This window comes from Leucobacter sp. NPDC077196, from assembly GCF_040687075.1.
In the GTDB taxonomy this organism is placed as follows: Bacteria; Actinomycetota; Actinomycetes; order Actinomycetales; family Microbacteriaceae; genus Leucobacter.
In genome coordinates this window covers 1-19,620 of sequence record NZ_JBFBML010000019.1, presented here as the reverse complement: position 1 = coordinate 19,620, position 19,620 = coordinate 1, and the positions used below count along the sequence as shown (strand labels likewise).

Below are 19,620 nucleotides of genomic sequence, written 5' to 3'. Positions count from 1 at the left end.
GGGGCGAGCAGGCGCTGACGCCCCCAGCAGTCGCGGGATCAGTGCTTGTGCGCCGGCCCGCCGGAAGCGGCCTCGTCGGAGGTGCTCGCAGCGGTCTCGGTGGACGGGGGAGCCGCAGGGCCCTCGGGGGCGGTGGGCGAGGAACCCGGATCCTGCGCGGCCTGAGCCTTGAGCAGATCGCGAATCTCTCCCAGGAGATCGATGTCGCTCGGGCCGGTGGGGGCCTCGACGACCTTCGGTCGCAGCCTGTTCATCGGGAGCACGAAGACGAAATAGACGACTGCCGCGACGATGACGAAGTTGATGATCGCACCGATGACCGCGCCGAAGGCGATCTCGCCGCCTCGCGGAAGACCGACGATCAGTGCGCCGTCGAGCGAATCAGCATCGAACGCTTGACCGATGATCGGATTGATGAGCGAATCGACGACCCGCTGCACGACCGTGTTGAACGCAGCGCCGATGACGACGGCGACCGCGAGCTCGATGACGTTGCCTCGCAGGATGAACGCCTTGAAACCACTCAACATGTGTGTTCCCCTCCCCGAACTGTCCGTCGGTAGTTAGATGCAGGCCATCGCGTCGTCGGTGACGGCGTCGAAGTAATCGCTGATCAACGTGCTGCTGTCGTCCACGCTCATCGGATCCTGAGCGTACTCGTAGAAGCGCTGGTAGACCGACTGGTTCGGGCTCGAGATGTCTGCGAGCGGCTTCAGCGAATCGAGCACCTCGGGAGTGAGTTCACCGGAGGCGCCGCTCGTAGAGAAGGCGGTCAGCGCATCGCAGAACTCGGCTGAACGCTCGCCGACGTCCTCACCGGTGTCTGTGGAGCCATCCGCGGCGGCGTCTGCTGCGCCCTCGGCCGCCCCAGCTGCAGCGCTGTCAGACGCCCCGCTCGAAGCGCTTTCGCTCGGCGTGGGTGCCGGTGAAGGGGATTCGAGTTCTTCGGTCATCTGCTCGAAGTCGTCCATTGCTGCGCCAGAGGCGTTCATCAGCGTGCCGAAGATGAAGAGCGAGAAGATGAGCACGCCGGCCGAGACGAGCACGGCGACCCCACCGGTGATGATGCCGGTGAGTGACATCCCCTTCGACTGGCGCTTCTTCAGCGCGATGATGCCGAGGATCACGGCGGCGATGCCGCCGAGGATGCCGATGAACCAGGCCCAGAAGAAGACGAGGCTCGCGATGCCCACGACGAGTGCGGCGATAGCCAGACCCTTCGGCTGCACCGGCGGGTACCCGCCGGGCGCGTACCCGCCCTGCGGCGACTGGGGGCCCTGCGGGGGAACCGCTCCGTACGGTGCCTGACCCGGCTGGGGGCCATTCGGCTGCTGGGGAGCACCCGGCTGCTGGAAGGAGGGAGGCGGCGTAACGCCGGCGGGAGGCGGCGTGGTGCCGTACGCGGGCGGCGCCGCTGAAGTGGGAGGCAGGGGCGTCGTGGTCGGCGGCGGCACCGCGGCGCCGGGCTGGAAATCGGAGGGGAGCTGAGAGGTGAGCTCCGGCTCGGACACGGACGGCGGCTGCAGCGGCGCGTTGGGCTGCTCGGGCTGCTCGCCGTTCGGGAGATTCGGGTCGGACATGAGCGGTACGGCTCCTTCAGCTGGTTCGGCTTCCCCGGGCCGATTCGCGGCGCCGAACGGCGGGTGCGAACCCCGGTGGTGCGACACGGGTCCCCGTCGCACCACACCATCTTATGGGCGAACTGCGCACTCTGGGCGATTTCTCTATGCGTTTGCAGCGTGAGCGGCCAGCGTGAGCGGCCAGCGCGAACGCGGGTGGATGGCTTAGCGTGGACACCATGGAATTCCTCGGCGCGATGCCCACTGTCGACCTCACGTATTCCGATGTCTTCCTGGTGCCGCGGCACTCGGAGGTGCGCAGCCGACTCGACGTCGGCCTCGCGCCCGACGACGGCACTCCTGCGACGATTCCGCTGGTCGCTGCCAACATGAATTCAGTGACCGGCCCGCGCCTCGCCGCGGTGCTTGCACGCCGAGGGGGGCTCGCGGTGCTGCCCCAGGATCTCTCCCACGAGGCCACCGTCCAGGCGATCCGTCGGGTGAAGCATGAACCGGTGGCCGTCGATGCGCCGATCGTGCTGCCACCCGATGCCACTGCCGCGGACGCGCTCCGCTGGATTCCGCGGGCCGAGGGGCAGCTCGTCGTGATCGCGGATGCCGATGGAGCGGACTCGCCGGTGCCGATCAACGCTGTCCGCGGCACGCTCGGGGCTCAGCGCCTGGCATCCGTGCCGCATGACGCACGCCTGGGCGACCTGCTTCACGCGCAGACCGTGGTGCTCCAGGAAGCTGATCTCGGTGACGCGCGCGCGGCCTTCGACGCGGTCGACGCCGCCCTGATGGCCAATCCCGGGGGCTCCTCTGACGCCGTCTGCATCGCGCGAGACGGCATGCTCCTCGGCACCCTCTCACGCCGGTCCGCCCTGCGCGCATCGATTTACGGGCCGGCCCTCGACGCGCAGGGGAGACTCGCGGTGGCGGCGGCCGTCGGCATCAACGGCGACGTCGCGGCGAAGGCGCGCGCACTCGCCGAAGCGGGAGCCGACGTGCTCGTCGTCGACACGGCCCATGGCCACCAGGGCGGCATGCTGCGCGCCCTCGACGCCATAGCCGGTCTCGACCTGGGCCTGCCGATCGTCGCGGGGAACATCGTCACGGCTGAGGGTGCTCAGGATCTCATCGCTGCTGGCGCATCGATTCTGAAGGTCGGCGTCGGGCCCGGTGCCATGTGCACGACGCGCATGATGACCGCTGTGGGGCGGCCGCAGTTCTCCGCCGTGCTCGAGACGGCCCAAGCGGCGAGGGAGTTCGGCGCCCACGTGTGGGCTGATGGCGGTGTGCGGTACCCGCGCGATGTCGCGCTCGCTCTCGCGGCAGGCGCGTCGTCGGTGATGATCGGCTCCTGGTTCGCGGGCACCACGGAATCGCCTGGGGAGCTCCTGGCAGATGCTGACGGGCGTCAGTACAAGGAATCCTGGGGCATGGCCTCCACGAAAGCGGTTCAGGGTCGATTCGGAGGGCTCGACGCATTCGAACTCGCACGGAAGGAACTCTTCGCGGAGGGCATCTCTTCGTCGAAGATCTATCTCGACCCGCAACGGCCGGGGGTCGAAGACCTGATCGACATGATCACCTCTGGCGTGCGGTCGTCCTTCACCTACGCGGGTGCGAGCAGTGTTCCGGAGTTCCACGCCCGTGCGCGAGTCGGGCTGCAGTCGGCCGCGGGCTACGAGGAGGGCAAGGCGCTGCCCGTCTCCTGGTAGCGGATCGCGCGCAGCGGTCCGCCACTGCGCGGCGCCCTGAGTGATTCGCCCTCGATCCGCCAGCCCCTGCAGGTGAAGCGTGCGACCCGAATAGACTGGGGCACCTACGACCGTAAGGAGCATCGGTGAAGTACATCTCGACCCGCGGCGGCATGGAGCCGGCCCCCTACAGTGCGATCCTGCTCGAAGGGCTTGCGACCGATGGCGGACTCGTCGTGCCGGAGACGCTGCCGCAGGTGACGGCCGACGAGATCGAATCGTGGCGCTCGCTCAGCTATCCCGAGCTCGCCGCAGAGTTGCTAAGCCGTTTCGCGACGGACATTCCCCGCGAAGATCTCGATCGCATGTGCCGGGACGCGTACAGCTCCGACCTCTTCGTCGCCCCAGAGGTCATTCCGCTCACGCCAATCGACGACGAGATCACGCTCGTCGGTCTCTCGGAAGGCCCCACGCTCGCATTCAAGGACATTGCGATGCAGTTCCTCGGGCAGTCTCTCGAGTACGTGCTCGCCCGTAGCGATCGCGCGCTCAATATTCTGGGGGCCACCTCGGGCGACACAGGCTCTGCTGCAGAGTACGCGTTGCGCGGCAAAGACGGCATCGCGGTATTCATGCTCTCCCCGCAGGGGCGCATGAGCGCCTTCCAGCGCGCGCAGATGTATTCGCTCGAAGACGACAACATCCACAACATCGCGGTCGAAGGGGTCTTCGACGACTGTCAGAACCTCGTGAAGGCGCTCTCCAGCGATCTCGAGTTCAAGCGCGCGCATCACCTCGGAACCGTGAACTCGATCAACCTGGGCCGTATCACGGCTCAGCTCGTGTACTACTTCTGGGCGTGGCTTCGGGCGAGCGATTCCGTTCCGGTCGCCGAACGCGCTGGGTACGAAGTGTCGGTGACCGTGCCCTCGGGCAACTTCGGCAACATCCTCTCGGGGCATCTCGCGAAGACGATGGGGCTGCCCCTGCGCAAGCTGGTGCTGGCTGCGAACGAGAACAATGTGCTCGATCACTTCTTCCGCACCGGTGTCTACGCGCCTCGGAGCGCGGCGGAGACGCATGCCACCTCGAGCCCGTCGATGGACATCTCGAAGGCGTCGAACCTCGAACGCTTCGTCTTCGATCTCGTCGGGCGTGATCCCGAACGGCTGAGTGCCGCGTGGCGCGAACTCGACGAGACCGGTCGGATCGATCTCACCGCCGAGCTCGTGCGGTTCGAGGCTGAGTACGGTCTGCGCAGCGGATCCAGCACACACGAGGATCGCGTCGCGACCATCCGCTCGGTGCACGAGGGCAGCGGCATCCTCATCGATCCGCACACCGCCGACGGAGTGAAAGTCGCACGGGAGTACCTCGAGCCCGGCGTCCCGATGCTGGTGCTCGAGACCGCGAAGCCGGAGAAGTTCCCGGACATCGTGTTCGAAGCGACCGGCGTGCAGCTGGGCATTCCTGAGCACCTCGCGGGTCTCCTCGAGCGTGTGCAGCGCGTCACCGAGATGACCGATGATGCGGCTGAACTGCGCGCGTTCATCGCCGCGCGCGCCGTGCATCGGTGATCGGCCGCGGTGCTGGCCCGACGAAATTGATCGAACGATAGGGGAGTGCGAATGTTCGGATGGGGCGCGAAGCGCGAGATCGATGAACGTCTCACGCGGATGGAGCTCGGCATCGACCGACGGTCGGCAGGGCCGAGAAACGTGCGCTCGGCGTGGAGTGACGGATTCGGGCTGATGGCGACCCGGTCGCTGCAGGTGATCATCGTACTGATCCTGACTGCGGCGATCATCTGGGGAATGCGCTCGCTCACCACGGTCGTGATCCCGATCCTGCTCGCCCTCATCTTCGCGAGCACCTTCGCACCCGTGACGAATTGGTTGCGCCGGCATCACGTGCCGTCTGCGCTTTCGGCCGTGATCGTGCTCCTCGGGATCGTCGTGCTGCTGTCGGGGATCGGGTGGCTGATCGTCTGGGCCGTTCGCGATCAGTGGGATGACCTGTCATCGCAGGCGCAGGACGGGTTTGCGCAGGTCGTCGAGTGGTCGCGTTCGCTGCCATTCATGCCCGACGATTCCCAGCTGCACGAGTGGGGCGACCAGGCTCTCGACTTCATCACGAGCGCTCAGTTCGGTTCAGGAGCGCTGGCCGGAGTCGGAGCGCTGACGAGCTTCATCACGGGCCTCGTACTCATGGTCGTCGTGCTGTTCTTCTTCCTGAAAGACGGCCCGAGCATCTGGCGCTTCATGCTGCGCCCCTTCCAGGGCGAGTCGCTGCGCCGCGCTGAGCGCGCCGGTGCCAAAACGGTCGCCACGCTCGGTTCATACGTTCGGGGTACCGCCGGTGTCGCAGCTGTCGACGCGCTCGGCATTGGAATCGGGCTCGTCATCTTGCAGGTCCCGCTCGCCCTGCCGCTCGCAGTGCTGGTCTTCGTGCTCGCGTTCATCCCGATCGTCGGCGCCACCGTTGCTGGCATTCTCGCCGCACTCGTGGCGCTCGTGTCGAACGGGCTGGTCAACGCGCTCATCGTCGTCGGCGTCGTGATCCTCGTCAATCAGCTCGAGGGCAACTTCTTGCAACCGGTGCTCATGGGCCGCGCTCTCAAGCTGCACTCGCTCGTCATTCTCCTCGCGTTGACCATCGGCACGGTGCTGAGCGGCATCCTCGGCGCGATTCTCGCCGTGCCGATCGCTGCGGTTGCCTGGGGTGTCATCAAGGTGTGGGACGGCGCAGACACTCCGGCGAAGTGGGCTCGCCCGCACCGTACGGCGGATTTCTGATCCGCAACGACCGCGATGGTCTCGCGTGATCTCGCCTCTCGGCCCGGAATCACGCGAGACACACCCGGGCGGGGCGGCCCGATTTGGCTTGCAGCGCCGGGATGTGTTTATATATATGAGTTGCCAGCGCGGCCGGGGAAGCCCGGGAAGCCGGTACACGCATTCGGCCCCATCGTATAGCGGCCTAGTACGCTGCCCTCTCACGGCGGTAACGCGGGTTCGAATCCCGCTGGGGTCACCGAATGCAGAAGCCTCACCTTCGGGTGGGGCTTCTGTGCGTTGTGGGCTGATTTCCGCGCGATGCCCGCGCGGGATGCGACGCAGAACAGCGGCAGTATGCTGGAAGGGTTGTCCAGCACACGAAGGAGCGTCACGTGACTCGTACCATCAAGCTCGCAGTCATTCCGGGTGACGGGATCGGACCCGAGGTCATCGAGCAGGCGAATCGCGTGCTCGATGCGGTGCTCGAGGGTGGCGACGTGGTGTTTGCCCGTACGGAGTTCGCCCTCGGCGCCGAGCGCTTTCTCGCCACTGGCGAGACGCTGCCGCAAGCCGAGCAGGCGGCGATCGCCGAGCACGATGTGATCTTGTTCGGTGCGGTCGGCGGCGTGCCGGGTGATGCCCGTCTGAAAGACGCGAACATCGAGCGTGGCCTGCTGCTCAAGCTTCGCTTCGATTTCGAGCACTACGCCAACGTGCGCCCGTGCACGCTGTTCCCCGGTGTCGTGTCGAAGCTCGCCGACCCCGGGGAGGTCGACTTCGTCGTCGTGCGCGAGGGCACCGAGGGTCCCTACGCGGGCAACGGCGGCCTGTTGCGCCCCGGAACGCACGGCGAGGTCGCCACGGAGGTCTCCGTGAACACCGCGTTCGGCATCGAGCGGGTGGTGCGGTACGCGTTCGAGACGGCGCTCACCCGGCCGCGGAAGAAGCTCACCTGGGTGCACAAGACGAACGTGCTCGTGCACGCGGGCGCCACCTGGCAGCGCATCGTGCAGACGGTTGCGGCCGAGTACCCCGAGGTCGCCGTCGACTACATGCACGTCGACGCCGCCACCATTTTCATGGTGCAAGATCCGTCGCGTTTCGATGTGATCGTCACCGACAACCTGTTCGGCGACATCCTCACCGATCTGGCCGGCGCGATCGGCGGCGGCATCGGCCTCGCAGCCTCCGGCAACATCAATCCCGACGGCACGTTCCCGAGCATGTTCGAGCCGGTGCACGGCTCCGCTCCCGACATCGCCGGGAAGCAGCTTGCAGACCCGACCGCGGCGATCCTCTCCGCAGGTCTCATGCTCGATCACCTGGGGCTCGTCTCCGACGGCGACCGCCTTCGCGCGGCCGTTCAGGCCGACCTCACCTCCCGTGGAACCGCAGCGCGCGGCACGCATGAGATCGGCGACGCCGTGATCGCGCAGCTGGCGCAGCGCGGGGCCTGACCGCGCAATCACCGACGCGAGAGAGAATTCTGATGACTGATCTGCAGTTCACCCACACCGAAGCGAAGCGCCTCTCGGCGAACGAACGCGACGCGATTCTGCGCGATCCCGGGTTCGGCAACCACTTCACCGACCACATGATCTCCATCGTCTGGACGAAGGATGCGGGCTGGCACGACGCCGAAGTGCTTCCCTACGGCCCCATCCCCATGGATCCGGCGTCGTCCGTGCTGCACTACGGGCAGGAGATCTTCGAAGGGCTGAAGGCGTACCGCCGCTCGGACGGCTCGGTCGTGACGTTCCGCCCCGACGCGAACGCCCGTCGCCTCAACGAATCCGCGCGACGCCTCGCCCTGCCCGAGATTCCCGAGGACCTCTTCGTCGCCGCGATCGGCGAGCTCGTCACGGTTGACGCCGAGTGGGTGCCGAGCGGTGATGATCAGAGCTTGTACCTGCGGCCCTTCCTGATCGCCGACGAGAGCTTTCTGGGGGTGCGCGCTGCTGAGCGGGCGCGCTTCCTCATCATCGCCAGCCCGGCCGGGCCGTACTTCACCGGTGGGGTGAAGCCCGTCTCGATCTGGCTCTCCGAGGAGCACTCCCGTGCCGGTCGCGGCGGCACCGGAGCGGCGAAATGCGGCGGCAACTACGCCGCCTCATTGCTGCCGCAGCAGGTGGCGGCCGAGAACGGGTGCCAGCAGGTGCTCTTCACCGACTCTGCGACCGACGACACGATCGATGAGCTCGGCGGCATGAACCTCTTTCTCGTGCGTTCCGACGGCACGCTCGTCACGCCGCAGCTGAACGGCAACATCCTCGACGGCATCACTCGGCGCAGTCTGATCCAGCTGGCGAAGGATCGCGGGCACGCGGTCGAGGAGCGGGAGGTGACGGTATCGGAGTGGCGCGAGGGCGTCGCTCAAGGCACCGTCACCGAGGCCTTCGCGTGCGGCACGGCTGCGGTGATCACACCGATTCAGCGGCTCAAGGGAGCGGATCTCGAGATCGACTTCGGCGACCGCGCTCCCGGGGCGCTCACGATGTCGCTGCGCGAGGAGCTCACCGGCATCCAGTTCGGTGCCGGTGAGGATCGTCACGGCTGGTTGCACGTGGTCGTTCCGGCGCCGGTGGAGGTGGCACGATGAAGGTCGCACGTTTCCAGGTCGACGGCGAGATCGCCTTCGGCGTGCTCGATCAGGCTGAGGCCGGAGCAGACATCGAGCTCGTCGAACTCACCGGTGATCCCATGGTCGCGGGGTACGCGACGACCGGGCGCCGTTTCGCGTTCACCGACGTGCAGTTGCTCGCACCCGTCATTCCACGGTCGAAGATCGTCTGCGTGGGCAAGAACTACGCCGACCATGTCGCCGAGATGCAGAGCGTCACCGGTATCGACGGCGGCGCGCCTGCAGAACCGCTGCTCTTTTTGAAGCCGAACACGTCGATCATCGGGCCGGGTGACGCGATCGTGCGGCCCCCGGTCTCCGACCGCGTGGAGCACGAGGGCGAGCTCGCGCTCGTCATCGGAGCGCTCGCCAAGAACGTTCCCGAGGACGAAGCGCTGAAGTACGTCTTCGGATTCACCTGCGCGAACGACGTCACCGCCCGCGACGTGCAGATCAAGGACGGGCAGTGGGCACGTGGCAAGGGGTTCGACACCTTCTGCCCGCTCGGCCCAGTGATCGAGACCGATCCTGATCTCAGCGACGCGCGCGTCGTGACGCGGGTGAACGGAGAGGTGCGCCAAGACGGGAGCACCGCTCAGCTCATCCACTCGCTTGCGCGCATCGTCTCGTACGCTTCGGAGGCCTTCACGCTGCTGCCCGGGGACGTCATCCTCACCGGCACGCCGGCTGGCGTGGGGCGGCTCGAAGCAGGCGATGTCGTCGAGGTCGAGATCGAGGGCATCGGGATCCTCCGCAACCGCGTCGTCTGACGCGGCCGAGGGCTGTGACACACTGGGATCCCCCGACGAAGGAGCAGGTGCTGACATGGCCGAATCTCTCTCCGCGCCGCCGCGATTCGGTATCGAGGAAGAGTATTTGCTGCTCGATGCGCAGACGGGTCTGCCCTGCGATCGCGTCGACGACATCATCGCCGCGATTCCCGAGCATCTCGCCGAACACGAGTTCTTCCACAGTCAACTGGAGACTGCGACGCCCATCTGCGTGCGCGCAGGTGAGGCCTTCGACGCCCTGACGGCGTTCCGCTTCTCGGCGGCCGAGGCGGCGGATGATCTCGGGGTAGTGGTCGCCGGCACCGGCCTTCCGCCGCTCGGCGGCGACCAGTTGGGTAACCGCGTTGCGAAACAGCGGTACGCCGACATCGAGCAGGCGATGCGCGGCATGGTGACGCGGTACTACTCGACGGGCACCCACGTGCATGTCGAGGTGCCGTCTCGGGAGGCCGGCGTCGATGCCATTGCGCGCATCGCGCCGTGGTCGCCCGCCCTCGTGGCGTTGACGGCGAACTCTCCGCTGTGGCTGGGGGAGGAAACCGGGTACGCCGATTGGCGGTACATGTCGATGCAGCAGTGGGCCACAGCGGGGTATCCGCCGCGGTTCGAGAACGTCGCCGAGTACGACAGCGTCGTCGCCGATCTGGTGCGTTCGGGCGCGTTGCTCGACGGCGGACTGGTGAACTGGTCGATCCGACTCTCCGAGAAGTATCCGACTATCGAGGCGCGCCTCGCCGACGCGCAGCTCGACGCGCGCGATGCCGTCGCCTACGGCCTGCTCTTCCGCGCACTGACGGCGCGGGCGCTGCGCGACGACGCCTCGGGAATCGAACGGCCCGAGTGGCACCGCGACGTCGTGCGCGGGGCGCACTGGGTCGCCGCGCGCAACGGCCTCGACTCGGTGCTCGTCGATCCTCGCACGGGGGATCCGAGGCCGGCCTTCGCCGTGATCGATGCGCTCATCGAGCACGTGAGCGACGAGCTCGCGCAGGCCGACGATCTCGACACGGTGCGAGACTTCGTCGAGCGCCGCCGCAGCAATGGCGGGGCCGCGCAGCAACAACTCGATCGGTGGCGAGCGGGAGGCATCACGAGCTTGCTCGAGCTCTACCGGGCCGGGCATCGAGCGCCATAGCCGGGCAGCGCTGGCGACCTGCGACAATGGAGGTGTGGATCCCAACAAGCTCAACCATGACCGCGCTCCTGAGAGCACGCCGCTGCGCAAGACCCGGCCCCGTTCAGCCGACGCTGCGGCGCGGCCGCAGGTGCGCCCCAAGGCCGAGGGCTGGAAGCAGATCGCAGATCCCGATGGTCGCCCCACGCTGCAGTTCGCGTCGCCGCGCGTGAAGCAGCCCGCAACGCACCTCGCCGACCTCACCCTCGAGGAGCGCGAGGCGAAGGTTGCCGAGCTGGGCGTGCCCAAGTTCCGTGCGAAGCAGCTGTCGAAGCACTATTTCGAGCACCGCACGACCGATCCAGAGCAGATGACGGACCTCCCGAAGGATCGCCGCGAGGAGCTCGCGGCCGCGTTCTTCCCGCCGCTGCTCACCGAGGTGAAGCGACTCGTCACCGACGATGGCGACACGATCAAGTTCTTGTGGCGGCTCTTCGACGGTGCGCTGGTCGAGTCCGTGCTTATGCGGTACCCCGGTCGTATCACGCTGTGCGTCTCGAGCCAGTGCGGGTGCGGCATGAACTGTCCCTTCTGCGCGACGGGCCAGGCCGGCCTCACGCGCAACATGTCGACGGCCGAGATCCTCGACCAGATCGTGCAGGCGAATCGCGTGATCGCCGAGGGCGGCCTGGGCGGAGCGCGACGGGTGGGCAACGGTGCTGAGCCGGAGCGCGTGAACAACATCGTCTTCATGGGAATGGGCGAGCCTCTCGCGAACTACAAGCGCGTGATGAACGCCGTGCACCGCATGATCGCTCCAGCACCCGAGGGCCTCGGAATGTCGGCGCGCGGCATCACCGTCTCGACGGTGGGGCTCGCTCCGGCCATTCGCAAGCTCGCAGCCGAGAACATTCCGATCACCTTCGCGCTGTCGTTGCACGCACCCGACGATCAGCTGCGCGACGAGCTCATCCCGGTCAACAGTCGGTGGAAGGTCGAGGAGGTGCTCGACGCGGCGTATCACTACTACGAGACGACGGGCCGCCGAGTATCGATCGAGTACGCGCTCATCAAGGACATGAACGATCACGGCTGGCGCGCCGATCTGCTCGCCGACAAGCTCAACGAGCGCGGTCGCGGGTGGGTGCACGTGAACCCGATTCCGCTGAACCCGACACCTGGCTCGATCTGGACCTCGTCGACGCGGGAGGTCACGCGCGAATTCGTCGACCGCCTGAACGCGGCCGGCATTCCGACCACGCTGCGCGACACCCGCGGTAAGGAGATCGACGGCGCCTGCGGGCAGCTGGTGGCGACCGAGCAGGATGTGGCAGAGGCAGAGGCGTTCGCGACTGCTGGTTGAGTCGAACGGCGCGACTCAGCGCCCGAGGGCCTCGATGAGCTGAGCCACATCGTCGTGCGTGTTCCACAGGTGGAATGCGACACGCGCATTGCCCGCGCGGCCCGAGGCGACGATTCCGGCTCGCGTCATAGCCGCGAGGTCGGTGCCGTCCACGTCGGGCCAAGTGACGATGGCGGAGTCGCCCGGTGCCATGTCGAGGCCGGAGCGCGCGGCGTTCGCGAGCTCGAGCGCGTGCTCGTGAGAGAGAAGTGGATCGATTCCTGCGATGGTCTCGAGCGCGGCAACGGTGCCGGGGATGACCGGCCAGGCGGGGGAGAGGTCGAAGCGCCCGGCGCCCTGTGCCAGCGGGGTGTGCCCCGCGTAGCAGGATGACCAGGGGTCATCTGCCGAGCACCAACCTGCCGCGAGGGGCACGAGCCGTGATTCGAGCCCCTCGCGCACCGTCATGAACGCGGAGCCGCGGGGCGCGGCCAGCCACTTGTACGCGTGGCAGATCGTGATGTCGAAGTCGCCGGCGTCGACGGGCAGCCAGCCGACCGCCTGCGTGAGATCGACGCAGGTCAGGGCTCCCGCCCCTTCCGCCGCGGCGCGGATCTGCTCCGCGCTCGACACCGCGCCGGATGCCGATTGCACGTGAGACCAGGCGACGAGCGATGTGGCGGCGGTGATCTCGTCGGCGAGGCGGTCGAGCGCGACGTACCGCACCCGCACTCCGCGTGCGCTCAGCTGCTCGAACGGATGTGTCAGCGAGGCGAAGTCGCCCGCGACGCACAGCACTTCGCCGCCGTCGGGCACGGCCGTCGCCACGACCGAGGCGAACTGCGACGCTTGCGTACCGACCGCCACGCGTTCCGCTGCGACGCCGACAAGCCCCGCGAAGAGCGCGCGGCACTGCTCGACCTGCGCACTGATCCGGCGCGCATCCATACGGCCGGTCGACCACTCGTCGACGAAGGCGCGAAGCGCTGCGGTCGTGGCGAACGACGGCAGGCCGGCTGTGCAGGCCGAAAGGTAGCCCGGCACGGACGGAAACTGTCGCTGGATATCGAGGATCATCGTCTGCGTGTGCATGCTCACAGGCTAGAAGAGCCTCACGCATAATGAAACAGAATCATTCTTATGTTTTGCCTCGCTTCACGTTATGTCTCGGTGTACACTGCTGCCATGACTTCGATGCGCTCCGCTGATCCCCTCGGCTCGATCGATTCGACCGAGCTCCGCATACTGCACGCTCTCGCGACAACCGGTTCGCTGACGGCCGCGGCAGCGACGCTGGGCCTGAGCCAGCCCGCGGTGAGTCAGCGCATCAAGCGAGTGGAGACCCGCCTGGCGGTACCGCTCATTGAGCGCAACGGGCGCGGCATCCGCCTCACGACGGCCGGGCAGATCCTCGCCGATCACGGGCGCACCGTCGTCAGCGAGATCGACGCGGCATTGGCAGCGATCGACGATCTGCGCGGAGAACGCGCGGGAACGCTGCGGCTCGTCGGGTTCCCGAGCGCCAGCGCCACGCTGGTGCCCATGCTGATGCGCCGTCTGGCCATCGAGGCGCCCGAGGTCGCGCTCCAGTACCGTGAAGCCGAACCGCCCGCGGCGACGGCGATGCTGCGCGACGGAGAGGTCGACTGCGCCCTGATCTTCGACTACGAGGGCGCTGCGGAACTTCCCGCCGGCAGCGCGTTCCTGCCGCTGTGGCGCGAAGAAGTGCACCTCGTCGCTTCGGACGAGCGGGCCGCGGGCGGGCAGACGGCGAGACTCGGCGATTTCTCGACCGAGCACTGGATCGCGGGTTGCGAGAAGTGTCGCGGTCATTTGCTCGCCGCGGCGGGTGACGCCGGGTTCGAGCCAGACATCATCCAGGAGACCGACAATGTGCCGGCGATGCTCGCGATGGCAGCCGCAGGCGGCGCCGTCGCGCTCGTCCCCGGTCTCGCGCTCGCTGCGGCGCGAAGCCTGCCTGACGACGCTCGCGCCCTGCCGCTCGATCCGCCGCGCTACCGCACCATCGGGCTGGTATCCATGGCGACGGCGAACGAAAGCCCGCAGGTGCGGCTCGCGAAGCGTCTGCTCGCGTCGGTCGACGGAACTGCGTGGCATCTCGAGACCGTAGTCCAAGCCCACGCCGCATAGGAGCAGAGATGCCGCATTCGCAGATCGCCCATCGCGCCATCCGGGCCCGCGATGGGCAACGCGCGGTGCAGCGGCGGTCGGTCGCCGTACTGGCGCTCGCGACCGTGCTGGGCGGCCTCGGCGTGGGTGCGTCGTTATCAGCCGGAGCGCTGCTCATCGCCGACGTCACGGGAAACCCCGCACTCTCGGGCTTCGGTTCGACGATGAACGCCGTGGGCGCGGCGGTCGCGGGTCTCCCTCTCGCCAGGCTCGCCGCACGGCACGGGAGACGCGTGGCGCTCGCGTCGGGCAACCTGCTGGCAGTCGTCGGCGCCGTTCTGGTCATCGGAGCCGCACGGGCTGAAGTGCCGGCACTGCTCTTCCTCGGCCTCGCCGTGCTCGGCATTGCCGCAGCCGTGCAGCTGCAGGCGCGCTTCGCCGCCACGGATCTCGCGCAGCCCGCCCAACGGGCTCGCGACCTCTCGCTCGTCGTGTGGTCGATCACCATCGGCGCGGTCATCGGGCCGAACCTCATCGGCCCGGGGGAGTCGCTCGGCGCCGTGCTCGGCTTGCACGCGCTCTCGGGAATCTTCGTGTTCACGATCCTCGCGCAGCTCTGCGCGGGTCTGGTGGTGTGGTTCGGCCTGCGACCCGACCCGCTGCTCGAAGCGCGCCGGATCGCGGCGGCCGCTCCCGCGCTCCGCGATCCCGCGCCGAGTGGCTCCGCGCCCACGGACCTCGTGCCGCAGTCCAGGCCGGGAAGCACCCGCGCACCGCAGTTTCTCGCGATCGCGCTCGTCGCACTGGGCCACGCGGTCATGGTGGGGATCATGGCCATGACTCCGCTGCACCTCACCCACCACGGCGGCAGCATCGAACTCGTGGGCATCACGATCAGCATTCACATCGCGGGCATGTACGCCCTCTCGCCGCTCGCGGGTATCGCTGCGGGGAGATTCGGAGCGATCCCCGTGGTGCTGGCCGGATTCGCCGCACTCGCAGTTGCCGCGGCGGGCACCGCGATCGGCGGCGATTCGGTGTTCATCGTGCAGACCTCGCTGGTACTGCTCGGACTCGGCTGGTGCATGGTGACCGTGGCGGGGGCGACCCTGGTAACCTCGCTCACCCCGGAGGCCCAGCGCCCAGCGCGCCAGGGCCAGTCCGACACGACGATGAACGCCGCAGGCGCCCTATTCGGAGCGGTCTCAGGCGTGCTGTTCGCGAGCGGCGGGTTCCCGGTGCTGTCGAGCGTGGCCGGAGTACTCATCGTGCTCGGGATCGCCGTGAGCCTGCGACTTCGGGCGCTCGCGCGACGCTAGAATAACGGTGATGTCACACACCGAGAGCCCCCAGTTTTCCACCGCGACCGGCGCCGACGTTCGCGTTCGCTTCTGCCCGTCGCCGACCGGCACCCCGCACGTCGGCATGGTGCGCACCGCGCTGTTCAACTGGGCCTATGCCCGGCACACGGGTGGCACCTTCGTCTTCCGCATCGAAGACACCGACGCGGCTCGCGACAGCGAGGAGAGCTACAGCCAGATCATCGACTCACTTCGCTGGCTCGGTCTCGACTGGGACGAAGGCATCGACGCCGGTGGCCCGCACGGCCCGTACCGTCAGTCGGAGCGCGGCGAGATCTACCAGGGCATCATCGCCCAGCTGGTTGAGGGCGGCTATCTCTACGAGAGCTTCTCGACGGCCGAGGAGATCGATGCGCGCAATATCGCAGCCGGCCGGCCGAAGCAGCTCGGGTACGACAACTTCGATCGAGACCTGAGTGACGAGCAGCGTGCGGCCTTCCGCGCTGAAGGCCGAGAGCCGGCGCTGCGCTTCCGCGTGCCCGATACCGATCTGTCGTTCACCGACCTGGTGCGCGGCGACATCACCTTCCCCGCGGGGTCGACGATCGACTTCGTCGTGGTGCGGCCGAACGGCGCCCCGCTCTACACGCTGGTGAATCCGGTCGACGATGCGCTCATGGGAATCACTCACGTACTGCGCGGAGAAGACCTCCTCTCGTCCACCCCGCGCCAGATCGCGCTCCACCGTGCGCTCGTCGAGCTCGGCATCGCGCAGGCAATTCCGCAGTTCGGTCACCTTCCCTACGTGCTCGGCGAGGGCAACAAGAAGCTCTCCAAGCGCGACCCCGAATCGAATCTGCTGCACCACCGGTCGCGCGGGTTCATTCCCGAGGGCCTGTTGAACTACCTGTCGCTGCTCGGCTGGTCGCTCGCTCCCGATCGCGACGTGTTCTCGAGCGAAGAGATGGTCGCTGCGTTCGACGTGGTGAACGTGAACCCGAATCCCGCGCGCTTCGACCAGAAGAAGGCGGACGCGATCAACGCCGACCACATCCGGCTGCTGTCGGAGGAGGACTTCGGTAAGCGGATCCTGCCGTACCTCATCGCGGGCGGCGCATTGCAGATCGAACCGACTGAGGAGCAGCTCGCGATGATCGCGCAGGCCGTGCCCCTGGTGCAGAGCCGGGTGACCGTGCTCTCCGAGGTTGTCGGCATGCTCGGGTTCTTGTTCACGACTTCTGAGCAGCTGCACTACGAGGACGACGCGCTCGCCTCGTTGAAGGGCGATGCACCGCAGGTGCTCGCCGCCGGTATCACCGCCCTCGAGGCCGTACCGACAGACGACTGGCACACCGCTCCGATCCAGGAGGCTCTGCAGGCAGCGCTCATCGAGGGGCTCGGCATCAAACCGCGGCTCGCATTCGGGCCCCTGCGGGTAGCTGCCTCTGGCCGCCGTGTCTCACCTCCGCTCTTCGAATCGTTCGAACTGCTCGGTCGCGAGGAGTCGCTCGCCCGTCTGCGGCGACTGGAACAGCACCTCACCGACTGACTGGAAAGGCGCGGAAGCACATGACGAGCATCGAGGCACCGATCGGCGTCGCGATCATCGGCGGTGGCCCGGCCGGGCTGTCAGCCGGCCTGCAGCTCGTGCGGGCGAATCGGCGCATCGCGATCCTCGATAGCAACCGCCCGCGGCACTCAGCGACGCTGCAGTCGCACGGGTTTCTCACGCGTGACGGGGTCTCGCCCCTCGAGCTGCGGCGCCTGGGGCGTGAGGAGTTCGAGCGCTATCCTTCTGCACGGTACGCGCAGGCGATTACGAGAGAGGTCACGCCGCTCACCGCCGATGAAGCGCGGGCAGCAGGCTTCCCCGACGGCATTGGGTTCACCGTGCGCGGCACCGGGATCCGCGGAGCTGCCGATGTCGAGTTCACGGCCCGCCGCGTGCTCATCGCGGCCGGGCTCACCGAGGAGCTTCCGGCGCTGCCCATGATCCGCGCGTACTACGGGACCGCGCTGCACAGCTGCGTCGAGTGCGATGGCTTCGAGAAGACCGACAAGCCCCTGGCGCTGATCGGGGAGACGACCGACGTGTTCTCCCGGGCATTGCTCATCAGCCGCTTCAGCTCGGATCTTATCGTCTTCACGAATGGCTCAGATACTGTGCGCCCCGAGCAGCAAGCTCAGCTCGAGCGCATCGGGATCCGCGTCGAACGGCGACCCATCGACGATATCGTGGGCGAGCGAGCCGAGATGACCGGTGTGCGCCTCGTCGACGGCGAGGTCATCGCGCGCGTCGGCGGCTTCGTGCGCCCGCGCTGGCACGCTCCGGTCGAGTTCTTGGGCGATCTCGACATCGCTCGGGATCGCTGGGGCTTGATCGAAGTGGATGAGCGGGGGGAGACCTCGATCACCGGCGTGTACGGCGTGGGCGACATCGTGCCTCCCGGGCCGCAGCAGCTGGTCATCGCGGCCGGAAACGGCGCACGCGTCGCGGCGAAGCTGAACCTCGACATGATTCGCGGCGCCCTCGGCGTCGGTCTCGTCGACGAATAGGTCGCGTCAGCGCACTGCGGCCGAGCGTGCGGCCGCCTCCCGAGCGAACGCGGCGCCGTACTGGCGTCCGAGTACGTCGTCACGCAGTTCTGCGAACGTGCCGTCGACGATGCTTGCGCGGATGCGGTCGACCAGGCGAACGATGTATCGCTCGTTGTGAATCGTCGCGAGCGTCGAGCCGAGCATCTCCTTGGCCTTGAAGAGGTGGTGCAGGTAGGCGGCCGTGTAGTTCTGGCACGTGTAGCAATCGCACTCGGCGTCGAGCGGCTCGAACTTGCGTCGTTGACCGGCTGACTTCGCATTGATGCGGCCGGTCGGCGAATACATCGAACCGCCGCGCGCCTGGCGGGATGGAGCCACGCAATCGAACGTGTCTGCGCCGGCGGCGATCGCGGCGAAGAGGTCGTCGGGCTCCGAGATGCCGAGCAAGTGCCGCGGCTTTGCGTCGGGAAGCTCGTCGGACACCCAGCCAACGATGGTGCCGAGGTCGCGCTTCTCCAGTGCGCCGCCGATGCCGAACCCGTCGAACTCCTGCGCGGTGGCTTCTGACCCGCGGAGCCCCGCGAGACCGCTCGCCGCTCGCCGACGCAGATCCTCGTATTGCGCTCCCTGCACCACGCCGAAGAGTGCCTGGTACGGGCGATGCGCACGTGCGGTGGTCTGCCGTGCGTGCTCGTCGAGGCAGCGCACCGCCCAGCGCTCGGTGCGCTCGACCGAATCCTCCTGATACTCCCGCGTGTTGAGGAGCGTGGTGCACTCGTCGAAGGCGAACATGATGTCTGCGCCGAGTTCATGCTGAATGCGCATGGAGACCTCCGGCGTGAAGCGGTGCTTGTCGCCGTTCAAGAACGACTTGAACGTGACCCCGTCCTCGTCGACGTGCGCGAGACGCTCCTTGTTCTTCGCGATGACCTCTGCCCCGGAGTGCGCGGACTCGGCCATGGAGATGACCTTCTTGAACCCCACGCCCAGTGACATCACCTGGAAGCCGCCGGAGTCTGTGAAGGTCGGGCCGTCCCAGTTCATGAACGCACCGAGGCCCCCCGCCTCATCCACGAGATCGCTTCCCGGCTGCAGGAACAGGTGATAGGCGTTTGCGAGTACCGCCTGCCCGCCGAGTTCGCTCACGGTTGCCGGCAGCAGTGACTTCACGGTGGCCTTGGTGCCCACCGGGATGAAGGCGGGCGTCTGAATCTCCCCGTGCGGGGTGCGGATCGTTCCACTGCGGCCGAGCGGGACGCCGTCTGAGCCGAGGGAGCCCCCGGCAGCAAGCTGGTGGTCGATCTCGAAGCTGAAGTCTGCGGGGGAGGGGGGAGCCGACGAGGCGGTGGGTTCGTTCACCCGTCCATCTAAGCATCTCCCGCGACGCGCCCGGGATCGGCGTCGTCGAAGGGAAAATGGGTGTATTCGGCACGTCGCAGCGACGGATCGACCCTGCCGCGCGCAGGGTGTCGGGGTGGTGTCGTGCGGGTGAATTGGCGGATTCGTGCGGAGACACGCCCGGGATGCTGCGTGGTGTTGCTGGTCGAGGCGCGGGGGCCGTAATGTATTCCCTTGTCAGCGCGACGCAGCCGAACTGAAACGGTCCGGCTCATTTACATGCGCTTCTCACCACAGTCTTGTGGTAAGTTAGACAGGTTGCCGTTCGGAGCTTCCCTTGGTTGGGTGTGACGGGTGGTGTCTGGTCTTTGAGAACTCAATAGTGTGCACTTAAATTGTCATATGCC

16 protein-coding genes and 1 tRNA gene are annotated in these 19,620 nt (G+C 67.4%); 13 read left to right on the top strand and 4 right to left on the bottom strand.

Going from position 1 to position 19,620, the window contains the following annotated elements; translation table 11 throughout:
• Positions 1-38: 38 nt before the first annotated feature.
• Both mscL and AB0O71_RS13800 read right to left on the bottom strand, forming a co-directional pair.
• The gene (gene mscL, locus AB0O71_RS13805; RefSeq protein WP_363746225.1) at positions 39-530 is read right to left on the bottom strand and encodes a large conductance mechanosensitive channel protein MscL; all 492 of its coding nucleotides are present in this window, start codon (positions 528-530) and stop codon (positions 39-41) included.
• A 33-nt stretch (positions 531-563) separates the two neighbouring features.
• Positions 564-1,580, bottom strand: a complete 1,017-nt coding sequence (locus AB0O71_RS13800; protein ID WP_363746223.1) for a hypothetical protein — start codon at positions 1,578-1,580, stop codon at positions 564-566.
• Between the two features lie 218 nt (positions 1,581-1,798).
• On the opposite strand from AB0O71_RS13800, the gene AB0O71_RS13795 reads away from it, so the two are divergent.
• The 9 genes from AB0O71_RS13795 to rlmN all read left to right on the top strand — a co-directional run bounded on the left by AB0O71_RS13795 (position 1,799) and on the right by rlmN (position 11,927).
• Positions 1,799-3,283 (top strand): GuaB1 family IMP dehydrogenase-related protein, encoded by a 1,485-nt coding sequence (locus AB0O71_RS13795; protein WP_363746221.1) that lies wholly within the window; start codon positions 1,799-1,801, stop codon positions 3,281-3,283.
• 125 nt (positions 3,284-3,408) lie between these two features.
• Positions 3,409-4,839, top strand: coding sequence for a threonine synthase (gene thrC / locus AB0O71_RS13790; protein ID WP_363746219.1), 1,431 nt, complete (start codon positions 3,409-3,411; stop codon positions 4,837-4,839).
• 51 nt (positions 4,840-4,890) lie between these two features.
• Positions 4,891-6,057, top strand: coding sequence for an AI-2E family transporter (locus AB0O71_RS13785; RefSeq protein ID WP_363746278.1), 1,167 nt, complete (start codon positions 4,891-4,893; stop codon positions 6,055-6,057).
• A 165-nt stretch (positions 6,058-6,222) separates the two neighbouring features.
• Positions 6,223-6,295: transfer RNA gene (locus AB0O71_RS13780), tRNA-Glu, on the top strand.
• Between the two features lie 136 nt (positions 6,296-6,431).
• Complete coding sequence (locus tag AB0O71_RS13775; protein ID WP_363746217.1) at positions 6,432-7,496, top strand: 3-isopropylmalate dehydrogenase; 1,065 nt, start codon at positions 6,432-6,434, stop codon at positions 7,494-7,496.
• A gap of 32 nt (positions 7,497-7,528) precedes the next feature.
• Positions 7,529-8,638: a branched-chain amino acid aminotransferase gene (locus tag AB0O71_RS13770; RefSeq protein ID WP_363746215.1), complete on the top strand. Its 1,110-nt coding sequence runs from the start codon at positions 7,529-7,531 to the stop codon at positions 8,636-8,638.
• Positions 8,635-9,429: a fumarylacetoacetate hydrolase family protein gene (locus tag AB0O71_RS13765; RefSeq protein WP_363746213.1), complete on the top strand. Its 795-nt coding sequence runs from the start codon at positions 8,635-8,637 to the stop codon at positions 9,427-9,429. The genes AB0O71_RS13770 and AB0O71_RS13765 overlap by 4 nt, the downstream gene beginning before the upstream one ends.
• A gap of 55 nt (positions 9,430-9,484) precedes the next feature.
• Positions 9,485-10,585 carry a YbdK family carboxylate-amine ligase gene (locus AB0O71_RS13760; protein WP_363746211.1) on the top strand — a complete coding sequence of 367 codons (1,101 nt, stop codon included), beginning with the start codon at positions 9,485-9,487 and terminating at the stop codon, positions 10,583-10,585.
• Positions 10,586-10,667: 82 nt separating this feature from the next.
• Positions 10,668-11,927: a 23S rRNA (adenine(2503)-C(2))-methyltransferase RlmN gene (gene rlmN, locus AB0O71_RS13755; protein WP_363746276.1), complete on the top strand. Its 1,260-nt coding sequence runs from the start codon at positions 10,668-10,670 to the stop codon at positions 11,925-11,927.
• Positions 11,928-11,942: 15 nt separating this feature from the next.
• Here the strand turns inward: rlmN and AB0O71_RS13750 are convergent, their stop codons facing one another.
• A complete protein-coding gene (locus AB0O71_RS13750) occupies positions 11,943-12,998 on the bottom strand; it encodes an aminotransferase class V-fold PLP-dependent enzyme (protein WP_363746209.1) in 1,056 nt (351 codons plus the stop codon).
• Between the two features lie 93 nt (positions 12,999-13,091).
• On the opposite strand from AB0O71_RS13750, the gene AB0O71_RS13745 reads away from it, so the two are divergent.
• From AB0O71_RS13745 to AB0O71_RS13730, 4 genes are read left to right on the top strand one after another with little or no spacing between them, the layout of a single operon-like run.
• Positions 13,092-14,057 carry a LysR substrate-binding domain-containing protein gene (locus AB0O71_RS13745; protein ID WP_363746207.1) on the top strand — a complete coding sequence of 322 codons (966 nt, stop codon included), beginning with the start codon at positions 13,092-13,094 and terminating at the stop codon, positions 14,055-14,057.
• An 8-nt stretch (positions 14,058-14,065) separates the two neighbouring features.
• A complete protein-coding gene (locus AB0O71_RS13740) occupies positions 14,066-15,355 on the top strand; it encodes an MFS transporter (protein ID WP_363746205.1) in 1,290 nt (429 codons plus the stop codon).
• Positions 15,356-15,365: 10 nt separating this feature from the next.
• Positions 15,366-16,886, top strand: a complete 1,521-nt coding sequence (gene gltX / locus AB0O71_RS13735; RefSeq protein ID WP_363746203.1) for a glutamate--tRNA ligase — start codon at positions 15,366-15,368, stop codon at positions 16,884-16,886.
• A gap of 20 nt (positions 16,887-16,906) precedes the next feature.
• Positions 16,907-17,893, top strand: a complete 987-nt coding sequence (locus tag AB0O71_RS13730) for an NAD(P)/FAD-dependent oxidoreductase (RefSeq protein ID WP_363746201.1) — start codon at positions 16,907-16,909, stop codon at positions 17,891-17,893.
• A 6-nt stretch (positions 17,894-17,899) separates the two neighbouring features.
• On the opposite strand, the gene tgt is transcribed toward AB0O71_RS13730, so the two are convergent.
• Positions 17,900-19,234 carry a tRNA guanosine(34) transglycosylase Tgt gene (tgt, locus tag AB0O71_RS13725; protein ID WP_363746199.1) on the bottom strand — a complete coding sequence of 445 codons (1,335 nt, stop codon included), beginning with the start codon at positions 19,232-19,234 and terminating at the stop codon, positions 17,900-17,902.
• Positions 19,235-19,620: the final 386 nt, after the last annotated feature.

What these genes read in the sequence shown, in the direction of transcription:
- AB0O71_RS13745 (WP_363746207.1), top strand. Translation starts at nt 13,092, where the DNA reads ATGACTTCGATGCGCTCCGCTGATCCCCTCGGCTCGATCGATTCGACC.
- AB0O71_RS13760 (WP_363746211.1), top strand. Translation starts at nt 9,485, where the DNA reads ATGGCCGAATCTCTCTCCGCGCCGCCGCGATTCGGTATCGAGGAAGAG.
- AB0O71_RS13770 (WP_363746215.1), top strand. Translation starts at nt 7,529, where the DNA reads ATGACTGATCTGCAGTTCACCCACACCGAAGCGAAGCGCCTCTCGGCG.
- AB0O71_RS13785 (WP_363746278.1), top strand. Translation starts at nt 4,891, where the DNA reads ATGTTCGGATGGGGCGCGAAGCGCGAGATCGATGAACGTCTCACGCGG.
- mscL (WP_363746225.1), bottom strand. Translation starts at nt 530, where the DNA reads ATGTTGAGTGGTTTCAAGGCGTTCATCCTGCGAGGCAACGTCATCGAG.
- AB0O71_RS13730 (WP_363746201.1), top strand. Translation starts at nt 16,907, where the DNA reads ATGACGAGCATCGAGGCACCGATCGGCGTCGCGATCATCGGCGGTGGC.
- AB0O71_RS13750 (WP_363746209.1), bottom strand. Translation starts at nt 12,998, where the DNA reads ATGCACACGCAGACGATGATCCTCGATATCCAGCGACAGTTTCCGTCC.
- AB0O71_RS13765 (WP_363746213.1), top strand. Translation starts at nt 8,635, where the DNA reads ATGAAGGTCGCACGTTTCCAGGTCGACGGCGAGATCGCCTTCGGCGTG.
- gltX (WP_363746203.1), top strand. Translation starts at nt 15,366, where the DNA reads ATGTCACACACCGAGAGCCCCCAGTTTTCCACCGCGACCGGCGCCGAC.
- AB0O71_RS13800 (WP_363746223.1), bottom strand. Translation starts at nt 1,580, where the DNA reads ATGTCCGACCCGAATCTCCCGAACGGCGAGCAGCCCGAGCAGCCCAAC.
- AB0O71_RS13740 (WP_363746205.1), top strand. Translation starts at nt 14,066, where the DNA reads ATGCCGCATTCGCAGATCGCCCATCGCGCCATCCGGGCCCGCGATGGG.
- AB0O71_RS13795 (WP_363746221.1), top strand. Translation starts at nt 1,799, where the DNA reads ATGGAATTCCTCGGCGCGATGCCCACTGTCGACCTCACGTATTCCGAT.